Genomic DNA, 19794 nt, shown 5'->3' on the forward strand with positions numbered 1-19794 from the left:
TAAGTGACGAAACTAGCTCTAGTAACCGGTGCCAGCGCCGGCATTGGCCGTGAAGCCTGCGCCCTTTTTGCCCGGAAAGGCTATAGAGTGATCGCCCTGTCCCGACAGCCAACCGGCGTCGAGTCAGCCGATCTGGAGCTGGCGCTGGATCTCGAATCCTTTGAGCAGATTGAAGGGCTTGCGGGCGCTCTGGACACCGAAATCGCGAGCGCCGAGCGGGTTATTCTGGTCAACAACTCCGGTTACGGCCAATTCGGCGCGCTTCGAGACCTTTCCGAATCCATGTGGCAAAAGCAGTTCAGCACCCACGTATTCGGCCCCATCAAGCTGGCTACCGTCTGCCTGAGACTCTGCGAACAACACGGCATACTCTTGCGGGTCATTGCGGTTAGCTCTGTTCTATCCATCGCCCCCCAGAAAATGAAAGGCACCTACTGCGCCGCGAAGGCCGCAATGAACGCGGCTCACGACAGCTTTTGGTTTGATGAGCAGGGCAGCGAAAGCCTGGAAAGCGTCTCACTGGTGCTTCCGGGGCCGGTGGTCACCCGGTTCAGAGAACACGCCCTGGCCGCTTTAAAACCGGTGATTGACCGGGGAAGCGCAATTCATCAGGAGAAGTACAAAGCAATGGAAGCCGCGCTTGCCCCCGGCGCGAAAATAAAGCCGTTCACAGCGAGTGCCTCGGACGTGGCCAATAAGATCTTCCGGGCTGCGGAAGCGGCGCGACCCAAGCCACGATATCTGGTCACGCCACAAACCTACATGGCCACCTTTATCACCCGATTTATGCCCCACTCTGTGCAACGAGCGCTTTTTAAGTAAGGCCCGTTCTGACGGTTGAGAACTATTCATTCTTTTGCTCGTAAAATCTTCTCTAGGAGTTACGAGCAGACAAACAGCGATCTTATGAGCCTGATATCCAAACCTTTCGATGACAGTGGCGTTGACATGGTCGACGATATCGCCCGCTACGGCCTGTGCATATCGAAACGGATCGAACAGTTTCGCCAGCGCAACCGGCTAAAAACGGTCACAGCGAATCCGTTGTCTGGCCTGGACGTTACCCTTGTGCTTTGCGACACCCTGTGTGGAATCATCGACACAACATCCCACGAGCCATACCGCACAGAATGCGCCCGCGCGGCCGACACCATCTACTTCGAATCCGTGTCCCCAGACTACCTCCCCCGGCAGGAGCCGTCGAACAATCACCCGCTGGCCTCGGCGCTCATCCAGGAAATCAGCTCTATCCTGACTGATGACCAGATCGTGCCGGCAGACGGCAGGATTCCCCTTCAGAAGGTAATGCTGGCGCTGGTCTGGTCGGCCCTGAGCTTTGCCATTGAGTCGATACCGGCTGACCAGGCGCGTGTCTGGGTCCGGGAGCGAATCATGGGTTCTGCACCCTCGCGACCCTACCACTGAACGCCAGGCCCAAACTCAAATACTTTAACCCGCACGCCCGCGACGCGCCTTTTTTACCGCCCTGGACCGGCTGAACTCATCCTTCACAAAGGCACCAACCGCCTTGAGGATGCTCAACTCCGGATCCACTGCCTGGTCATCCGCCAGCCTAAAAATCTGCTGGTAATACCAGGCCTGACCGCCCAATACGTTGATGATTTTAAGCGGCATCAGCGGACTGACCGGCGAGAAAAATCCCCGCTGCGCGAGCTTCACGTGATCTTCGTGGCAAACGGTTTTATCAATGCGCGCGTCAAGCAAATCCCTGGGTGTATCGGGATCCGTGCAAAGCGGTCGGCCAAGGCCAATTACGTCGGTTTCGCCGCTGGCAATCGCCTCTTCCATAAACGTGCGCGTGCGGAATCCACCGGTAACCATCAGCGGGCAATCGCACACCTCTCGAATCGTTTGGGCGTAATCCAGGAAGTAAGCTCCCGCTTGCGAGTGCTTTCCCGCATGGCCGGGCCATCGCTCGCCGTGTCGGCATCACCGCTGTACCCGAGCAGCCGCGGCTGCTCGTAGGTGCCGCCGGACACCTCCAGCAGATCAACACCCTCCTCATTGAGCCAGCGCACCACGCTCACAGACTCATCAAGCGTAAACCCGCCCTTGCGGAAATCGTCGGAATTCAGCTTTACCGCTACCGGAAATTCCGGCCCCACGGCAGCGCGCGTCGCCCGCACCACCTCGAGCAGGAAGCGGGCGCGATTCTCCAGCGACCCACCCCAGCGATCAGTGCGCTGGTTGGTGACCGGCGACAGAAAAGACGACAACAGATACCCATGAGCCCCATGCACCTGAACGCCAGTGAAGCCCGCATCTTTCGCGATCCGCGCCACGTTGGCAAAGCGCTGGATAAAATCGAGTATCTCTGGCTCCGTGAGTGCCCGTGGGCGGGCGTAGTTGCCCATCAGCGATAACTGCACCGCCGATGGCCCCATTGGGCGCGTAGTAACGTAACGCGGCGACTGGCGACCGGCATGGGAGATCTGCATCCACAAGTGATTGCCGTTACGTGTGCCTGCTTCCGCCCAGGCACGCAACTGCGCCATACCCTCCGGCTCTCCATCCTCAGGCACCGGATCAATCGCCACGTTACCCGGCCGCTCCAACACCCGGTGATCAATCATCACGTTGCCGGTAATCAACAGCCCCGCCCCGCCATCGGACCAACGCCGATACAGGGTTTCATGGCGGTGGGTGGCGTGGAGCTGATCGTCTGCTAGCCCTTCGGTCATGGCAGCTTGGCAATGCGGTTGGGCAGTACTGCTCCGCAGGGGAGTTTCAGGGGTTGGGCGAGGGGCGATTGGGGCACGGTAGTCTTAATCCGTCGAATTTAGTCTGAAAATTACGCTCATTGGGCCGCTTCCTTCATGGCTTTGATACTCGACGGGGCCGAAATAGGTAAAGGGCGCCGCTTTACCATTACGCAGCTTATTATCGCGGACAAATAGGTGCACTGAGAGTCCCAGCTTTCTGTGTTCGATCAGTTCCCGACCGCGTTTGTTTTGGGGCGTGGTTGAGTTCTGACTCTGCCAATGAAATGTTTGCTCATCAATCCAATGATCGACATACCGATGCTCGACGCCCTTACCCTGCTTGTTTAACGTCACAAGCAAAACATGTGCATTGGCATCTTTCAGGAAGACATGGCCACTTTGCCAATTGCCAGGATTAAAAGTCGCTCCGAATAGCTCCGGAATCTCCTCTCTCGGGATTTCCTGTCCGAGAGCCATTTCCAATGGATCGATAACCTCACAAAAGCGTGCGAACGTTCGAAACTGTTCGAGAAGCTCTGGCGTGACAATAATGTCTTCATACTCCGAGTTAGCGGCTTCGAGAACATATTCACCGACCGGGGATTTACGAACTGTCCGCAGAAGATACTGGGTGTCACCAGTCTCATCGAGCCGCTCAATAGCGAGCGTATTGTCTGTGATGGACCCGGCCTGACCAGGGTTCATTTGCTCAAGCAATAGATAATCCCCATCTTGGATCGGCTGCTTGCCGCCATTCATAGAGTTACCCGATGCTCTAGCAATGAAATGCCGAGTTGGCTCTATTCGCCCACGCCCCAATCCGATGGACCTGTACTCCGGTTCTTCAGCGTTACTGCTTCTAAAGTGGCCACAAGCGATCTTCAAGGATGGAAAGTAAGGCAACTCCGTTCCAGAAGGAGTGATCGGGACTACATTTTCAGACGAAGACTGCACTAGCTTAGAAGACTCGCGTGCTTCGTAGGAAGCCAGACGGTAATCAATTAACTCCTGCACCATCTCCTCGAAAGGCGGTATCTGCGCACCTTCCAGCCCAATAACAGGCTTAAATTGATCGTTCTCGATCTCAAAAACAGCTGGCGACTTATTGGTCCAATGATCGACTGGGTTCTTCTTCCAGTATTGCTGCCATTGCGCCGAGGAACCATCCGCGTCTTTCACTGAAGTAGCAATTTCTTGATAAAGCCTGGGACGGCGTTTCAGTGTCTCCCAGGATGTTTGGGCCAGTTTTGAGAGCTTTGGTGGACTACGCCATCCGCCTAACTGCTGGAACGCGTCCAGCAATATCATTTTGAACGATTTACTCATGGCCGTCGTTTCAACTTCCAGCAGAAACGTCTCGTAGCGGGACAATAGTTCTGCCTTAATCTTAGTGAGATCCTCCATATCCCGAACCAATCCAAACCAGCTTCCGTGCAATTTGCGAGTCTTGGCGATACTGGCACCGAAACGGTAGTACTCTGTGAGGGTTGGGCGACGACCCAACGTATCTTTCAATACCTGATAGTCTTTTTCAGCGCCCTGATGATCAAGGCCCTTAAGGAAGTCGATCACCGCCAGATCGTAATTGATAAAGCATCCGTCTGGCAGGTCCAGCTGGTTCTTTTCAGCTTTCCTGGCAAACTCCGCTAACTGTCGGTGATTCATTGCCTGGCCAATAAGCGCCTGAGGTTTGTGCAGGAAACTCTGGTGGTTCCCAACAAAATCCAGAATCACCAGCTTGTCTTTGCCAGTGGCCGCGCTTTTCCGTAGGCCCCGACCGATCTGCTGGAGGAAAAGGATCTTGGATTCCGTTGGGCGCAAGAGCAGCACCGTATCAATAGCGGGCAGATCGACACCCTCGTTGAACAGATCAACGGAAAAAATCACTTCGAGCTGACCGTTCTCCAACTTCTCCAAAGCCTCGCCACGGGACATCTCTGATTCACCGTGGACGGCTGCAGACCTTACGCCCTTTCTAGAGAATTGGTCTGCCATGAAATCGGCATGAGCCCGCGAAACACAAAACGCCAAAGTCCTGCTTTGCTTCTGCTCGCCCCATACCCTAAGCACGTGTTTGGCACGTCCGTATGTAGCCAGCTTATTCGCGAGCAGATTGGGATCGAACTTTCCGTTACGCCAGGGGATCTCGGTGTAATCGACAGTCTCGTCGTAGATGCCATAGTAGTGAAACGGCACCAGGAATTGTCCCTTGACACCCTCGAACAACGGATACTCGAATACCAGGTTGTCATCGCATAACGACAAGATATCGGAGCGGTCCGTGCGATCTGGCGTCGCCGTTAAACCCAGCAGAAACTGGGGCGCGAAATAATTCAGAAGCCGATGATAGACAGGCGCGGCGGCATGGTGGAATTCATCGACAACGATGTAATCGAAATGGCGTGGGTCGAATCGTTCCAGATGGGTTTCTTTGCCGAGTGTCTGTACCGAAGCACAAAGGATATCCACCGTCCGATCTCGCTGCTTACCCATGAAAAAGCCAACACGGCTATTCGGCTTGATCCGCAAGTAGGTTTCAGCCGCCTGATAAAGAATTTCTTCGCGGTGGGCGACAAAAAGAATCCGACGCGCACCCATTTGAACGGCATCAAACGCAGATAGCCAGGTTTTACCTAAGCCCGTTGCTAACACGACCAAACCTCTGCGGTAACCTTCTACGCGGGTCAGTTCCAGTGACTCTAGCGCTTCCTGTTGCACTTCATTAGGTTTTGGAACTTCCTGCTTCTCGTCACTGCCCGGTTCCAATGACTGTTCTGGTGGTTTCCTCCTTTTCTCGTACTCATCAATCCAGTTGTCTGTGAGCGGCACAACATTTGGGTGCTGAAACAGTTCATCGAACCTGCTGGCAGCCTCGAGGTACCCAGAGTCGGGCGGGAAATCCACCTGATAATTCCATTCCAACCCGTCCTGCAGCGCTTGTCGGCTGATATTGCTAGAGCCGATGAACGCCCTGCCCCACATTTGCTGATTCTCAACATGGCCAGCGAACAAGTAAGCTTTCAAATGAAAGCTACTCCCTTTGCTTTGATAGACACGCACCTGAGCGCCATGGTCATGCAACAGAACAAGCTTTCGAAGGGCCTCTGTGTCGGTAATGTCCAAATAATCACTGGTGAGAATGCGGATACGAGTCGGATCAGGAGTTCGCTGCAGCGCGCTCACCAAATCCGGGAACAATAGATTTAGGCCGGTGGTTTTAACAAAAGCTACCGCCATATCTACCTGATCAGCAGCTTTAATTGCCTGGCAAAGCTTGGGTAAGAAATGATGTTCTTTCCCGCCCGTCGTCAGCTTTTCGTGGGAAGCCGGCGCCTTGGTCAGAAGAATGTTCAACCACTGCTCATCCCTATCAGGACGCTGATCATCAGTGCGCCACATCTGGCAAGCTTCATAGTCTGTCAGGTCCTGAATCCACTGCTCGGCAATCGACTCGTCAGCGTCAGTAAAGTGCCGGCCATTGTGGTCACGTTCCCCCTGGCCAACCTTGAAACTCATGTAGAAAACGCCATCCGGTTTCAGGGCATTCCATAACCGTTCAATAGCTCTGGGTACTTCAGCGAGAGGCAAATGCAAAAGGCTGGCACAAGCCAGATGCCGTCATACGTAATGGATTCTTGAACGTCTGAAAAAGACCTGTGCTGAATTGGCAACCCGGTCTTTTGGCGGGCAAGAGAGGTGATGGCTTTTGAGCCATCGAAAGCAGAAACGCGGTAGCCATTCTGTTTGAAGTACAAAGCATCTCGACCAGAACCACAGCCCGCATCCAGAATGTGTCCACCTTCGGGAACTTGTGGCAAGAACTCTCGGTAAAGGTCTTCCATGCTGACCTCAAAAGTAGACTCCACAAAGTCGTCGGCATTACTGTCGTAATAGCTCAGCGTATCCTGCATTGAATAGTTCCCTTGCGACTAATTAGCCTGAAGTCGATCTAGACCAGGCTACCAGGCGGACAGGTCGTCGCCAACAAACTCGGGAGATCTACTCCAGAACTTCCCTTCAAGATACAGGAGTGTTTTTTGAATCACTGGTCTCAGGCCAACACCGCAACAAACTCTCCAACGACCCTCAAGTCGTGAAGATCATCGTCTTCAATCACGATATCTCGATAACCATGAGCGCTAGTAACCGGCATCAAGATGACTTTTTCGTTAACGAGTTCATCGCCGGACATCGTTTTTTCACTGCGATACAGTTTAATGGTGAGGCAACTGCCGTTATCAGGGTCTTCAATAGCCCGATGTTGCACTAGGACTATCTTGCCATTTCGCGTTCCTCCAGGGTTGGCACTAAAGAGGCACCATGCGCCGTTCGGAATCCGCTTGTTCATGGACTCACCAATAACCTGAGCGACAAACTGGCCTGGTCTCGTGGCAAAATGCTCGGGCAATTTCACCCACTCAAAATCTTCAACGGGAGACTGAAATTCACTGAATTCGCCGGCCACCGCCTGTAGGTCGTAGAGGGGCACAAAGCCTTCATAAGGAAGTGCTGATTCGTAATTAACTACCTCGTACGGGACTTGCATAGCGGAAACATCATTCCTTTGTTCCGTTATCTGGGTCTCTGAAAAGCTACGAAAGTGTTCTCTGGTTTCTGCATCTGCAGAGTAGATGTAACACCCTTTCATACCCCGCGTCATCAACGTCCGATAAGTGTTCTTGATGATCATGTCAGCATCCGCGAGGGCGCTCTCTCGATCCTCTTTCAGCCTCTTCTTGTAGCCACGCACAGAACGATCAGACTTTGAGCGAGCGCCGGCGTTTGTGACAGCAACTCCATCTCGGATTACTAAATCATCTCCGATAATCACGCCTACATAGTCGAGCTCTAAGCCTTGGCATGTATGGATACAGCCAATCTCACTGATAGAGTCCTCGGCAATCAGCCATTTTGAGCCGTGCTTGTCGAGATTCCACCTTGCTCTGAAATCATGCTCAGGGAGCTCAATATCAAACCTGGCTGGATCCTTCTTGCTGTTCCAGTCCCAGCAATACCCTGCCACCAACCGCGCTTTATTGGCCCGGCGATTTTTCTGTTCAATAACATTCCGCAGCTCGTTAGGGTCGTCAAAGACCCGAAAATCATAGTCGATGCCGTCCAGACTTATATTGGCTGTTTCCCTGATCTGCAGGACATGATCAATCCATGCCAGATAGCCATCAGAACCGTTGCAACGAAATTGTGAGCTCAGCTCCAAGACAGTGACTTCTGAACCCAATTGCTTGGCAAAATGCCGGATCTCTTCCACCGTGCCGATATCCGAAAGAGTCACGCGCTGGTCTTCATCAATAAAAAAAACAGAGGTTCGGGCGCTATTGATCAGTTCTTTTATCTGGTTCTCACCGAGATTCCCGTACAGGCCAGACTTCTCGTTTAGCCTGTGGGCCTCATCAACGACCAATAAATCAAAAAAGTTGTTCTCAGTTTCGGTATAACCACCAGAACCGCGAAACAGGTTATCGATGTGGGTTTTGCGCATAGTGCCTGTCAGGCGGGCTTTGAAGACTTCCCGCGGCGCGGCATTCTTGCTGACAAACTGAGTCAGCATCTCTCTATTGGTTGCTTCAACGATAAGGTTAATTGCGACGACCGATTTCCCCGTGCCCGGGCCACCCTTTACAATGAAAGTCTGCTTTGGATTTTTGCGCCCTTTTTCCGCTAGATCCAGCGCGGTCTCGTAAACCAGTTTTTGCTCATCTAGCAAAATGAATTCCCTGTTTCCGCGAAGCATCGAAGCAAGGCTGTCAGCGAGTCCTTTTGACGGTTTGATTACACCATGTTCAATTCGGTACATGATGTTGTCGCTGTCGCCATAGCGGATATTTCGCCTGAGGAAATCCGACAACTTTTTCGCATCGCTCGAAATAAACACCGGCGCCCTGTCGGTATGCTCTTGATAACGGGAGTCGTTGATAGCCACTCCACTATCCATGTTGTGCAGATAGGCGCATGGTTGAAGGTCAATCCGTTCTTCCCGGACCGTTTCGTTATAGTCTTCAATCAGTGCTGAGTATGACCAGGCTTGATAGGAAGGATGGTTAACTTCACGGATGGACCCGTTCAGGAATGTTCGAACGATTGCGTCTTTATCCGTAACTTCTGCTTCGGACCACTGCTTTAGTTCAACGATGATTGCGGTGTCATTGCGCGCTGCATCTTTGCCCGTCAGGATAAAATCCACTCTGCGACTGGTCAGCGGAATCGTATATTCAATGGCAACACCGGCCGACGGGGGTATGCCCTGATCCAGCAGCGCGTTAAACATGTATTGAAGCGAATTTTTCCAGGACGCAATTTCAGATTTTGGGGTTCGTCGTTTGAGCTTCCTCCAGACTTCTTCCTCGATAACTTTCTCAATCTGATTGAACTTCACATGCTCAACAAATTCCGCCTTGGAAGCCGAATAGACGATCACGAATAACCCCTACAGTTCGTTATATTTATTGGATCTGCCTTTAGCTTTGGCAACAGGATATTTGAGCGCATTTGCCTCTATTTTTCGGGCGGATTCTTCAGCAATATCGACGCCCAAAGAATCTGCCAAGAGAACAAGGTACAGCTGAATGTCCGCAATTTCGTCTTTCACTGCTGCCAAACGTTTTTCGCTGAGGTTTTTCGAGTCGTCTTCGCTAAGCCACTGGAATTGCTCCGACAACTCACCCGCCTCACCACAAAGAGCCATGGTCAGGTTTTTCGGTGAGTGGAACTGGCGCCAATCGCGTTCTTCAGCAAATTGCTTCAATTTCAGGCGCAACTCTTCAAGCGAATCCATTTTGGCTAAACTCCCCTTTCTCGTGACAAAACCATTTGCTTTCGATCTATTTGCACATTAACCAAACTCAAGTGCACCGGTCCACATAATCCATCATGAACACACCAGCTAAGCGCTCAGCTCCTTCGATGCCTGAATATCCACAGGCGGGACCCCGAGGTCCTGCCACTTCTCCGGATGGCAGGTAAACAGCAATATCTGATGCCGGCTGGCCGCATCGAACAGGATGCGTTTCATGTCTTCCAGGCGATCGCTGTCACTGTGCACCAGGGTGTCGTCCAGGATGACCAGCGTTGGCCTTCCTGCTTCCCGCAGCAGATCGGCATAGGCCAGGCGGCTGATGAGGCCCATCTGTTCCCGGGCGCCAAAGCTCAGTTCAGTGATCTGCCCCAGTTCGCTGCCCCGGCTGAAGGTGCCCGGGCGTAGCTGTTCGTCGACTTCCAGCGACGCTTCCGGAAACAGCACTGAAAGGTAGTGGTTCAGGTGCTTTTGCAGCGGCGCCTGCAGACGGCGCGTCAGGGCCTGGCGCTTTTCGGTGAGCAGGGTCAGCAACAGGTCCAGTGCCTGGGCGCGGCGGTGCAATTCCTGATAGCGGCGATTGCACTGATCGTACTCCGCCTCTTTCTCGTTGAGCTGTTCTTCCAGCCTTCCGCGCCCCAGGCCTCCAGCCTGACTTTGATATCCCGGAGTTCGCGGCCCCGGTTCTCCTGGGTCTGGCGCAGCTGATTGACCGCATTCTGGTAGCGTTCGATATCCTGCCGGAGAAACTCAGGGCGGGCATCGCGGATTTCCCGTTCCCGACGTTCGAGGCTGGCTTCCAGTTCGGCCTGCTGTTTTTCGAGGTTCGCCAAGTCGGTGGTTATCTGGCGGAGTTGCTGTTGCCGTTCCGGGCTCTTTTCTTCATCCGCCAGCCGCTGCCATTCGGTTTGGGCGTTGTCACGAGCCTGTTTTAGCGCAGACAGACTGGACTGATGCGCGCGCTCATCGGATTCGGCTTTGTCCAGTGCGGTGCCAGCTCGGGCGAACGCCGCCTCCGCTTCTTCCGGGGCCGGCACATTCTCTTGCGAATCCGGTTTGGGAGTGGCTTCCAGTTGTTTTTTGGCTTTCTCCAGCTCGCCCTCCGCCTCGCTCTGGTCCGCGGCAAGTTGCTCAAGGCCTGCCGGCGCCAGAGATTTAAACAGCTCGTCGGCATGCTTCACAGCTCGTCCAGCACTTTCAAAGGCAGAAAGACGATCCTCCGCCTGTTCCACGGATTCCACGCCAAGAGTCTTCAGCTGTTCGTCCAGATCTTCCTCAAGGGCTTTTAGCTTCCTCCGGGTGCTGGCCAGCTCTTCCCCGCCTGGCGTGATGCCCAAGGTGCCAACGCCCGGAATCACCAGGGTCGATTCTTCCAGAAGCTGTTGCTCACCTTGTCCGGTAAGCGATTCTTCGTTCAGCGTCAGTGAGGCGCCAGCATCCAACTGCCAGTTCAATCGGGTGGCGATGGTCCGTGAGCGAATAGTCTCTTCGTTCAGCTGGTTCCCCGTTGCTCGCAGTTTCTTGACCAACGCTGAATCGATACGATTTTCCCGGGCCTGCTGCCTGGCTTGCTCCAACTGCTGGTGGTATTCCTTTGCCTTGGCAAGGTTCTGGGTCAGCACCTGTTTTTGCTGTTCAAGCCGGCGGACATCCTGCTCAAGCCGCTCCCGGGTTTGCAGTAAACCCGCCAGTTTGCGTTGCTTTTCGGCTTGCTCATAGGCGATTCTGGCTTCGGTTAAACGGCCTGTGACCACGGGCGTTTGTGCTTCTGCCACGGAAAGGTCGCGCTCGGCACGATCCAGTTCTGCCTTTCGGCTCTCAAGCTGGCGACTGAGCCTTCCAGGTGTTCCTTGTTCTGCTGCAACAGGCGGTGGTTTTGCTGTAGCTGGCTGAGCGTGGCTTTCTCCTGGTTCTGTTGCTGCTCCAGGCGCTCAACCTGCTGATAACGTGCGCGGGCCTCCTCCAGCTGGCGCTGGGCGTCTTCCCATGGGCGCTCGGCCTCGGCCTGATCATAGTCCTGCGCCAGTTTGCCAAGCCGGTCGACCTGCTCCTGGTATTTATGCACCCGCTCCTTCAGCTCTTCAGTTTCGAGTTCATATTGGGTGCGGTCTTTTTCCAGTTTCAGGTAATCGCCCCGGGGCTTGCCGGTGCCGGTCAGCAGGGTGTCTCGTTGGCTGCGGACCGTCTCGATCAGGTCGTCGCCCCCAGAACTGGCCACCTCTCCCACCATGGAATTCAGGGCAGACTTCAGATGATCACCGGCATGCTCTATGGCCTGTTCGATGTCCTGCCCGGTGCCCTGCTCCACCCACAGCAGTCCCGGTATGCCCCAGTGTTCAGCTTTGCTGGCGCCACGTTTTGGGTACTGGTAGCCCAGCAATTCAGCCAGCTTTTCTTCGGCGTCGTCTTCACTGTAGGTCTCGGTGCCCACAGCCAGGTCGCAGCGTTTGCGCTGGAGAAAGCTTTTGGTGAGTCGCCAGGTTCGGTCGTCCTGCTCAAACTCCAGCTCAATGGTGGGCGCAGCGGCAGAGTCGCCCCACGGGCGCAGGTCGTCTACGGCCGTTGAACGGTAGCGCTCGAAAAACGCCGCACGGATGGCGCGTACTAGGGTGCTTTTGCCGGACTCATTTGGGCCGTGAATCAGGTTGAGGCCGGGTTGCAGGTTGTCCAGAACGAAGGGTTTGCGGAACTGGCGCAGCTGTTCAATACGCATTCGCTGCAGTTTCATTGGCTGGCCTCCTGTTCCCGCTCTCTGAGCAAGCCCGCCAGAATGGCCAGCGCGTCACGGGCGGCGTCATCCTGCGCGCCTTCCTGCTGTTCACGCAGACTCTCAACCACCTCGCCCACATAACCATCGGCTTTCAGGGCCGCAATGTCGTCGTCCGTTGGCGCAAGCTGAAGCCCGCTGCGTTCGCAACGAAGGCTGCGGAATCTGGCTTCAGCGACCGACAAGGCCTTCAACAGCGTCTCCTCGCCGGCCAGGGTTACCGAGCCTTCAAGGCGCAGATCGACAACAGCGGAGTCGGGCAAGGCGTTCAAACGCTCCAGCAACTGCTCAAGATCAGACTGCACAGCCAGGGTTTCCCGCCACTGGTCCCACTGATACCGCCCCGTTGGAACTCGGGTGACTGTCGGCGTTGCACCTGCCTCGGGCACTTCAACGATCAGGGCATTGCCGGCTTCGTTATTCTTAAAGCGTTCTGGCTCGGGGGTGCCGCTGTACCAGGTGCGTTCATCAATCTGTTTGGTGCCGTGCCAGTCGCCCAGGGCGAGGTAATCGACCCTGCTGGCTTTCGCCCGGTCTGGTGCAATCGGATTGGTTGAATCAATCTCGTCCGGCAGCAGGCCCTGTACACTGCCATGGGCCAAGCCGACTCTGAGAAAACCTTCCGGTGTTTCGTAGCTGCTGAATGGCTCGGTCAGGTCGCCGTAGGTATGGCGTTGGGTCAACGGCGCGCAGAGAATGCTGAGGCCCTGGGGTTCCAGATCAATCACGCCGGGCTGAAGCGCCAGATGTACATTCTCCGGCACTGCACCAAGGCGTTCCGCTCGTGTCCACACGCTCTCTGCCAAGGCGGCGTCGTGGTTGCCTGGCAGCATGACCCAGGGGCCGGTAAACGCTTTCGTGGCGTTGAATACCCTCCTGATAGTGCGATCGGAAACCGTTTGGGCATCGAAGACGTCGCCGGCGACCAATACCGCATCGCACTGATGCTCATTGGCCAGTTGGGCAAGCGTTTCAATGGCCTCGAACCGAGCCTCGACCAGGGCCGCACCGTCTTCGGTCTCGAAACGGGTAAAGGCCCGGCCCATCTGCCAGTCTGCCGTATGTAAAAACTTAGGCATTTTATCTACCTGAAAGATCTGGAAATTTTGGCGTTATTCTAAACTACTCGCGCCTGTTTTACAGATGCGGTAGGGCAATGAACGGCGTTCGAAAGGAGCTTGTTTGCTAGGGAAGCTACGCCGGGCTCAGCCTGCAGGCTGCATACTTGAACTCCGGGATCTTTCCGAACGGATCCAGTGCCGGATTGGTGAGTAAGTTCGCCGCCGCCTCAACAAAGGCGAAGGGAACGAACACCATGCCCTCCGGCATGGTCTGATCGACCCGCGCTGTCAGGGTGATGGTGCCGCGGCGGGTGGTAATTTGAATGTCATTACCCGAGGTTACGCCTATGCGATCCAGCTCCGCTGGTGCCAGATAGGCTGCAGCTTCGGGTTCCCGCTCATCCAGCACCCGGCTGCGACGGGTCATGGCACCCGTATGCCAGTGTTCAAGCAAACGCCCGGTGGTCAGCACAATGGGATAGGCCCCATCCACCGGCTCATCCGGTGGCAGCGGGCTGGCCGGTGAGAACCTGGCACGGCCTCCTGCGCGCGGGAAGGCATCGGAGAAGACAACGTCCTGGCCTGGGGCGCCATCCGCGGGGCATGGATAGGTTACGGACCCTTCGCGCTCCAGGCGAGACCAGGAGATATGATCGAGTGAATGCATGCCCTGCTTCATCTCTTCAAACACTTGCTCGGGGCCGACGTAGTTCCAGGCCAGCCCGAAACGCCGGGCGATTTCCTGAATAACCCACCAGTCGGGCTTTGCCTCTCCCGGCGGCGGTAATGCGGCACGGCCCATTTGCACCTGGCGGTTGGTGTTGGTAACGGTGCCAGACTTTTCCGACCAGGCTGCGGCAGGCAGGATAACGTCGGCAAACTGGGCGGTCTCTGTGACAAACAGGTCCTGAACCACCAGGTGTTCCAGGGCAGCGAGCGCGGCCCGGGCGTGGGTCAGGTCCGGATCGGACATCGCGGGGTTTTCCCCGAGGATGTACATGCCCTTGATGGTGCCCGCCTTGATGGCGTCCATAATCTCTACAACGGTGAGGCCCGGCTCCGGGTCCAGCTCGGTGTTCCAGAGTTCTTCGAAGGCGGCGCGCAACTGCGCATCACCGACCGGTTGGTAATCGGGCAGCACCATGGGAATCAAACCGGCATCGGAGGCACCCTGCACGTTGTTCTGCCCCCGCAATGGGTGCAGGCCGGTACCGGGCCGGCCGGTGTGGCCGCATGTGAGCGCCAGGGAAATCAGGCATCGGGCGTTGTCGGTGCCGTGCACATGTTGGGAGATGCCCATGCCCCAGAAAATCATCGCGCGCTCCGCACCCGCATAGGCTCGGGCCACTTCACGAATGGTGTCGGGCGCCACGCCGCAGACCGGGCTCATCACTTCCGGGGTCATACCTTCGACACTCGCTGCCAACGCCTCGAAGCCTTCGGTGTGGGTATCGATGTAATCCTTGTCGACAAGCCCCTCGCTGATAATCACATTGAGCATGGCGTTGAAGAGCGACACGTCGCCACCCGGCGAGAAGCGCAGGCTGCGCCAGGCATAGGCATCCAGCGCCTGGCCCCGGGGGTCGATGATGATCAGTTTGGTGCCATTTCGTGCCGCCTGTTTGAAGTAGGTGGCGGCCACCGGGTGGTTTACCGCCGGGTTGCAGCCGGTGAGGATGACCACATCCGCCTCAAGCGCCTGCATGAAGGAAGCGGTCACGGCGCCAGAACCCAGGCACTCCATCAACGCGGCCACGGAGCTGGCGTGGCAAAGCCGCGTGCAATGGTCAACGTGATTGGAACCGAAACCGGTGCGCACGAGCTTCTGGAACAGCCAGGCTTCTTCGTTGGAGCACTTGGCGCTGCCGAAGCCGGCGAGCGCATCTGGACCGTGTTGGGCTTTAAGTTTAGTCAGTCCACTTGCAGCAAGATCCAGCGCTTCGTCCCAGCTTGCCTCTCGAAAGTGCGTTAACGGGTTGGCGGGATCAAAGTCGGGGTCGAGCCCCTTGGGGACGCCCTCTCGTCGAATCAGCGGACGGGTGAGCCTTGCCGGGTGAGACGGATAATCGAAGCCGAAACGGCCTTTCACGCATAGGCGGCCCTGGTTTGACGGGCCGTCTTTGCCTTCAACAAACAGGATGCGTCCTCGTTGCTCGCCTGTTTCTGATTCGGCAGGCGCGGGTTCGTCTTTCACGTGATAGGTCAGTTGGCAGCCCACCCCGCAATAGGGGCAAACAGAGTCCACAGTGCGATCGGCCGTGGCGGAGTCTCCGCAGCCCTGGGCATCAATGAGGGTGGCGGGCATGAGCGCGCCCGTCGGGCAGGCCTGCACGCATTCGCCACAGGCAACGCAGGTGCTGTCGCCCATGGGATCATCGAAATCGAAGACCACTTTGGAGGCGGCACCGCGATGCGCCAGGCCGATGACATCGTTGCCCTGCACTTCGCGGCAGGCGCGCTCGCACAGGCCGCAGGTGATGCAGGCGTCCAGATTCACGTTCATGGCAGAGTGAGTAGCGTCATGGCCACGGGCGTGGGCCAGTGAATCAGAGCGTGGCTCAACATGGTGAACCGTAGGCACGTTGCGCTCTGAATGAGCCGGGATACGACGGCGCACTTCACTGGCATCAATGGCCAGTTGATCCGCCGTACGCCACAGATGGCTGGACCGGTCCGGGCTCTCCCCTCGCTCAGGCTGATCGGCCAGCAGTAATTCAAGCACGCTTTTCCGGGCCGCCTGAACACGTGAGGAGCCTGCGCTTCGCACTACCATGCCGGGCAATGCCTCGCGGATACAGCTTGCAGCGAGCACCCGCTCACCCTCCACTTCCACCATGCAGGCACGACAATTGCCATCCGCTCGATACCCAGGGGCGTCTTTGAAGCACAAGTGCGGGATGGTCTCGCCTGCGCGCTTGGCTACCTGCCATAGGGTTTCGCCGGGGAAGGCCTGAACCTCGATATCGTCCAGGGTCAGGGTAAAACTGGTGGTTGCACCGTCCATGGCTGCCTCCCCTAACCTTTCGCGATCAGGTTGCTGCTGGCAAGTTCGCTGCGGAAGTCTCGCAGCAGACTCAGCACAGGATTGGGTGCGGCCTGGCCGAGACCGCAGATGGACGCATCCGCCATCACTCTGGCCAACTGTTGGAGCGTCTGCTCATCCCAGGTATTGCGCTCCAGCAAGGTAAGCATTTTCTCGGTGCCCATACGACAAGGCGTGCACTGGCCGCAGGATTCATCCGCAAAGAAGCCCAACAGGTTGGCTGCCGCAGCCTGCAAATCGTCCTGATCAGACAGAACGATCACGGCAGCGGAGCCGATGAAGCAGCCGTGCTCCTGGAGAGTGTCGAAATCAAGCGGGATGTCCGCTTTGTTGGCCGGCAGTATGCCGCCGGACGCCCCACCGGGCAGATAGGCCAGCAGGCGATGACCTTCGGCCATGCCGCCGCAATACTCCTCGATCAATTCATTGAGGGTGATGCCTGCGGGTGCGAGATGAACCCCAGGCCGCGCGACCCGGCCGGACACCGAAAAGCTACGAAGCCCCTTGCGACCATGCCGCCCCTGGCTGGCGAACCAGTCGGCGCCCTGGGCGTGAATGCGCGGAATCCAGTAAACGGTCTCGACGTTGTTAACCAGGGTGGGCTGGTTAAACAATCCCTTCTGGGCCACAAACGGCGGGCGATGGCGTGGTTTGCCGGGTTTGCCCTCCAGAGACTCGATCAGGGCGGATTCTTCGCCGCAGATATAGGCGCCCGCGCCACGGCGCAAAATTACGAAGCCCCGCTCAACGATTCCGGCTGATTCCAGCTCGGCTATGGCCTCTTGCAGCACACGGTGCAGGCAGGGATATTCATCCCGCAGATATATGTAGAGGGCCTTCGCCTCAACCGCCCAGGCGCTAACCAGCGCACCTTCCAGAAAAACATGGGGTTCGCGTTCCAGGTAATAGCGATCCTTGAACGTACCCGGTTCCCCCTCGTCGGCATTGATCACCGCGTAGCGTGGCCCGGGTTCGGCTCTCACGGCCTGCCATTTGCGATAGGTGGGGAAACCCGCGCCGCCGAGGCCGCGCAAGCCGGCCTGCTCAAGTTCTTCCGCAAGGGACTCGACCGCAACCCGGCCGTCGCGGCAATCCTTCAGCAACTGATAACCACCCGCGGACCGATAATCCGCCAGCTTCTGCCAGTGGATGTCGTCGGGTTGAACCTGCTTTTGTTCCACTGCCGCGCCAACCGCCTGGGCAGTGGCGTTGCATACATGATGTTGCCCCACGGCCACCACGGGTGGTGTATCACAGCGCCCCATACAGGGCGCGTGGACCACACGCACCTGGCTCGGGTCAGTCCCATCAGCCAGTGCCTCATGCAGTGCGCCTGCTCCCGCCAGTTGGCACGAAAGCGAGTCGCATACCCGAAGTGTTATTGCCGGTGGTGGCGATTGCTCGTCATGAACAACATCGAAATGGGCATAAAACGTGGCCGTTTCATAAATGGCGGCCATGGGCAGGTTCATGAATGAAGAGAGGGCCCGGAGACGGGGCATGGAGAGGTAGCCCTCGGCATCCTGAAGTACATGCAGGTGCTCGATCAGTCGATCGCGGTGGCGCAACGACGAATCAGTACGTTCGTCACCGATCAGGTGCCGCAGCGCTGACAGTACCGACGGTTCCAGTTGTCGGCCACGAAGGCCGGAACGCCGGCGTTTGACCTTCTGTTCGTCTGTTTTCATTATTTTCGACCACGCACCGAAGCACAACAGACAGCATTTTCTGCTGGTCTGGCAGTTTACAAGTCATTGAAGCATAGCAGTGTGTCGAGGCACCAGAAGATCGGGAATTAGCTGCACAGCGAGACGAATCTGGCTTGGAGCTTGAATCTTGATAAGAGGGGGTAAAAATGGAGGCGCGGGTCGGAATCGAACCGGCGTACACGGAGTTGCAGTCCGCTGCATAACCACTCTGCCACCGCGCCGGGTAAAAGTCCGTATAGGAGGAGGACTTTCATGCTCTCAGGTGGGCATTGAGAGACTGTGTTAACTGGAGCGGGAAACGAGATTCGAACTCGCGACCCCAACCTTGGCAAGGTTGTGCTCTACCAACTGAGCTATTCCCGCTTGGTCAACGAGGGCGTATTCTACGGATTCGGCCGATTCCGTCAACCTCTTTTTTCAACTTTTTGTTTTATAATGATTTCTGGACAATTTTTAGCCGCCTTCCGTCAGAATGCCCGGCTTCAGACAGACCAAATAGCAGCATGATATACTTCGGCCAACTCAACGGGGTGCCCTCCTAGACACAGGGCTGAGACCAGACCCGCGGAACCTGATCCGGATTATGCCGGCGAAGGGATTGAGTGCTCACCAAGGTTGGTGGCCCGCGCCATGGTTGCTCCCCCAGTTTTCCCGGAGGAATCTACAACCATGCACTTACCTGCTGCACGCTTACTGCTTGCCCTGCTTCTGCCGCTAACTGCCGCAGCTCAGGCGGCCAGCGAACTGACTGTTTATACCTATTCTTCCTTTGCCTCAGACTGGCCCCGGCCCTGCCGTAAAAGCCGCGTTTGAGGAGCAATGCAGCTGCCGCGTGAACTTCGTGGTTCTGGAAAGCGGCGGCGACATCCTCCAGCGGCTTCGCCTTGAAGGCGATAGCAGTGAGGCGGACGTGGTTCTGGGACTGGATACCGGCACAATGGATACTGCCCGAAAGGCCGGATTTCTGGCTGCCCATCAGATTGACACCAGTTCTCTAAACCTGCCCATTGACTGGGCCGACGACCTGTTCGTGCCCTTCGACTGGGGCTATTTTGCGTTTGTCTACGACACTGAGCAATTGCCCAATCCGCCAGCCAGCCTGGAAGAATTGATTGCTGCGCCGGATGATTTGAAGATCATCGTCCAGGACCCGCGCACCAGCACCCCGGGTCTGGGACTTTTATTGTGGCTGCGCCATGTCTACGGAGACCAGGCGCCAGAGAAATGGACACAGCTCAAGGACAAGATTCTGACCACCACCAAGAGCTGGAGCGATGGCTACTTTTCGCTGTTCATGAATGGCGAAGCACCGATGATCTTGTCCTACAGCACCTCGCCCGCCTATCACATGGCGATCGATAAAACCGACCGTTATCAGGCGGCGAATTTTGCCGAGGGGCACTACCTGCAAGTGGAAGTAGCTGCTCTGGTAGATTCCTCTGATCAGAAAGAGCTGGGCCGAGAGTTTCTGCAGTTTATGCTGACCGACGAGTTCCAGCGTCACATCCCCCTGAAGAACGCGATGTATCCGGCCATCAACCTTGGCCCTGAATTGCCCGATGTCTTCAATAAACTGATCACTCCAAGCGAAACCCGGTACTTTGAGCCCGCGGAAGTGGCCGAAAATCGGCGCGCCTGGCTGGACGAATGGCTGAACGCCATGACCCGATAACCGGGCCA

General features: G+C 56.4%; 12 protein-coding genes, 2 tRNA genes, 1 pseudogene and 1 riboswitch. Of the genes and pseudogenes, 3 read left to right on the plus strand and 12 right to left on the minus strand.

Features of this window, described 5'->3' with window-relative positions:
* Positions 1-3 precede the first annotated feature (3 nt).
* On the plus strand, positions 4-822 hold the full coding sequence (locus AU14_RS02415; RefSeq protein WP_041338612.1) for an SDR family NAD(P)-dependent oxidoreductase: 819 nt from the start codon (positions 4-6) through the stop codon (positions 820-822).
* Positions 823-906: 84 nt separating this feature from the next.
* Complete coding sequence (locus tag AU14_RS02420) at positions 907-1425, plus strand: hypothetical protein (protein WP_041338615.1); 519 nt, start codon at positions 907-909, stop codon at positions 1423-1425.
* Positions 1426-1449: 24 nt separating this feature from the next.
* On the opposite strand, the gene AU14_RS22560 is transcribed toward AU14_RS02420, so the two are convergent.
* The 12 genes and pseudogenes from AU14_RS22560 to AU14_RS02470 form a co-directional block, all read right to left on the minus strand.
* On the minus strand, positions 1450-1842 hold the full coding sequence (locus AU14_RS22560) for a hypothetical protein (RefSeq protein ID WP_269079089.1): 393 nt from the start codon (positions 1840-1842) through the stop codon (positions 1450-1452).
* Entirely contained in the window at positions 1842-2702 is an 861-nt protein-coding gene (locus AU14_RS02425; RefSeq protein ID WP_269079090.1) for an oxidoreductase, read from the minus strand. The genes AU14_RS22560 and AU14_RS02425 overlap by 1 nt, the downstream gene beginning before the upstream one ends.
* An 84-nt stretch (positions 2703-2786) precedes the next feature.
* Positions 2787-6239, minus strand: a complete 3453-nt coding sequence (locus tag AU14_RS02430; protein WP_236744320.1) for a DUF3427 domain-containing protein — start codon at positions 6237-6239, stop codon at positions 2787-2789.
* A gap of 20 nt (positions 6240-6259) precedes the next feature.
* Entirely contained in the window at positions 6260-6634 is a 375-nt protein-coding gene (locus AU14_RS20360; protein WP_236744321.1) for a class I SAM-dependent methyltransferase, read from the minus strand.
* A gap of 140 nt (positions 6635-6774) precedes the next feature.
* Positions 6775-9159 carry a DNA/RNA helicase domain-containing protein gene (locus tag AU14_RS02435; RefSeq protein WP_041338618.1) on the minus strand — a complete coding sequence of 795 codons (2385 nt, stop codon included), beginning with the start codon at positions 9157-9159 and terminating at the stop codon, positions 6775-6777.
* Positions 9160-9168: 9 nt separating this feature from the next.
* Positions 9169-9516 (minus strand): nucleotide pyrophosphohydrolase, encoded by a 348-nt coding sequence (locus AU14_RS02440; protein WP_041338620.1) that lies wholly within the window; start codon positions 9514-9516, stop codon positions 9169-9171.
* Positions 9517-9624: 108 nt separating this feature from the next.
* A pseudogene (locus AU14_RS02445) lies at positions 9625-12262 on the minus strand (AAA family ATPase).
* Positions 12259-13380 carry a metallophosphoesterase family protein gene (locus AU14_RS02450; RefSeq protein WP_041338623.1) on the minus strand — a complete coding sequence of 374 codons (1122 nt, stop codon included), beginning with the start codon at positions 13378-13380 and terminating at the stop codon, positions 12259-12261. Before AU14_RS02450 ends, AU14_RS02445 begins: the two are co-directional and overlap by 4 nt.
* Before the next feature lie 115 nt (positions 13381-13495).
* Positions 13496-16366 carry a formate dehydrogenase subunit alpha gene (gene fdhF / locus AU14_RS02455; RefSeq protein ID WP_041338625.1) on the minus strand — a complete coding sequence of 957 codons (2871 nt, stop codon included), beginning with the start codon at positions 16364-16366 and terminating at the stop codon, positions 13496-13498.
* Between the two features lie 11 nt (positions 16367-16377).
* A complete protein-coding gene (locus AU14_RS02460; RefSeq protein ID WP_041338628.1) occupies positions 16378-18093 on the minus strand; it encodes an NADH-ubiquinone oxidoreductase-F iron-sulfur binding region domain-containing protein in 1716 nt (571 codons plus the stop codon).
* A 168-nt stretch (positions 18094-18261) separates the two neighbouring features.
* Positions 18262-18335: transfer RNA gene (locus AU14_RS02465), tRNA-Cys, on the minus strand.
* A 66-nt stretch (positions 18336-18401) separates the two neighbouring features.
* Positions 18402-18477, minus strand: a tRNA-Gly gene (locus tag AU14_RS02470).
* 153 nt (positions 18478-18630) lie between these two features.
* Positions 18631-18729, plus strand: a riboswitch (TPP riboswitch).
* Positions 18730-18946: 217 nt separating this feature from the next.
* Between AU14_RS02470 and thiB the strand changes: the two genes are divergently transcribed.
* A complete protein-coding gene (gene thiB, locus AU14_RS02475) occupies positions 18947-19786 on the plus strand; it encodes a thiamine ABC transporter substrate binding subunit (protein WP_236744322.1) in 840 nt (279 codons plus the stop codon).
* The last annotated feature ends 8 nt before the right edge of the window (positions 19787-19794 follow it).

Origin of the sequence: Marinobacter similis (assembly GCF_000830985.1) — a bacterium.
GTDB lineage: Bacteria > Pseudomonadota > Gammaproteobacteria > Pseudomonadales > Oleiphilaceae > Marinobacter > Marinobacter similis.

Coding starts and splice junctions, on each gene's coding strand:
- AU14_RS02420 (WP_041338615.1), top strand. CDS start 907: ATGAGCCTGATATCCAAACCTTTCGATGACAGTGGCGTTGACATGGTC.
- AU14_RS22560 (WP_269079089.1), bottom strand. CDS start 1,842: ATGGTTACCGGTGGATTCCGCACGCGCACGTTTATGGAAGAGGCGATT.
- AU14_RS02425 (WP_269079090.1), bottom strand. CDS start 2,702: ATGACCGAAGGGCTAGCAGACGATCAGCTCCACGCCACCCACCGCCAT.
- AU14_RS02430 (WP_236744320.1), bottom strand. CDS start 6,239: ATGAGTTTCAAGGTTGGCCAGGGGGAACGTGACCACAATGGCCGGCAC.
- AU14_RS20360 (WP_236744321.1), bottom strand. CDS start 6,634: ATGCAGGATACGCTGAGCTATTACGACAGTAATGCCGACGACTTTGTG.
- AU14_RS02440 (WP_041338620.1), bottom strand. CDS start 9,516: ATGGATTCGCTTGAAGAGTTGCGCCTGAAATTGAAGCAATTTGCTGAA.
- AU14_RS02450 (WP_041338623.1), bottom strand. CDS start 13,380: ATGCCTAAGTTTTTACATACGGCAGACTGGCAGATGGGCCGGGCCTTT.
- fdhF (WP_041338625.1), bottom strand. CDS start 16,366: ATGGACGGTGCAACCACCAGTTTTACCCTGACCCTGGACGATATCGAG.
- AU14_RS02460 (WP_041338628.1), bottom strand. CDS start 18,093: ATGAAAACAGACGAACAGAAGGTCAAACGCCGGCGTTCCGGCCTTCGT.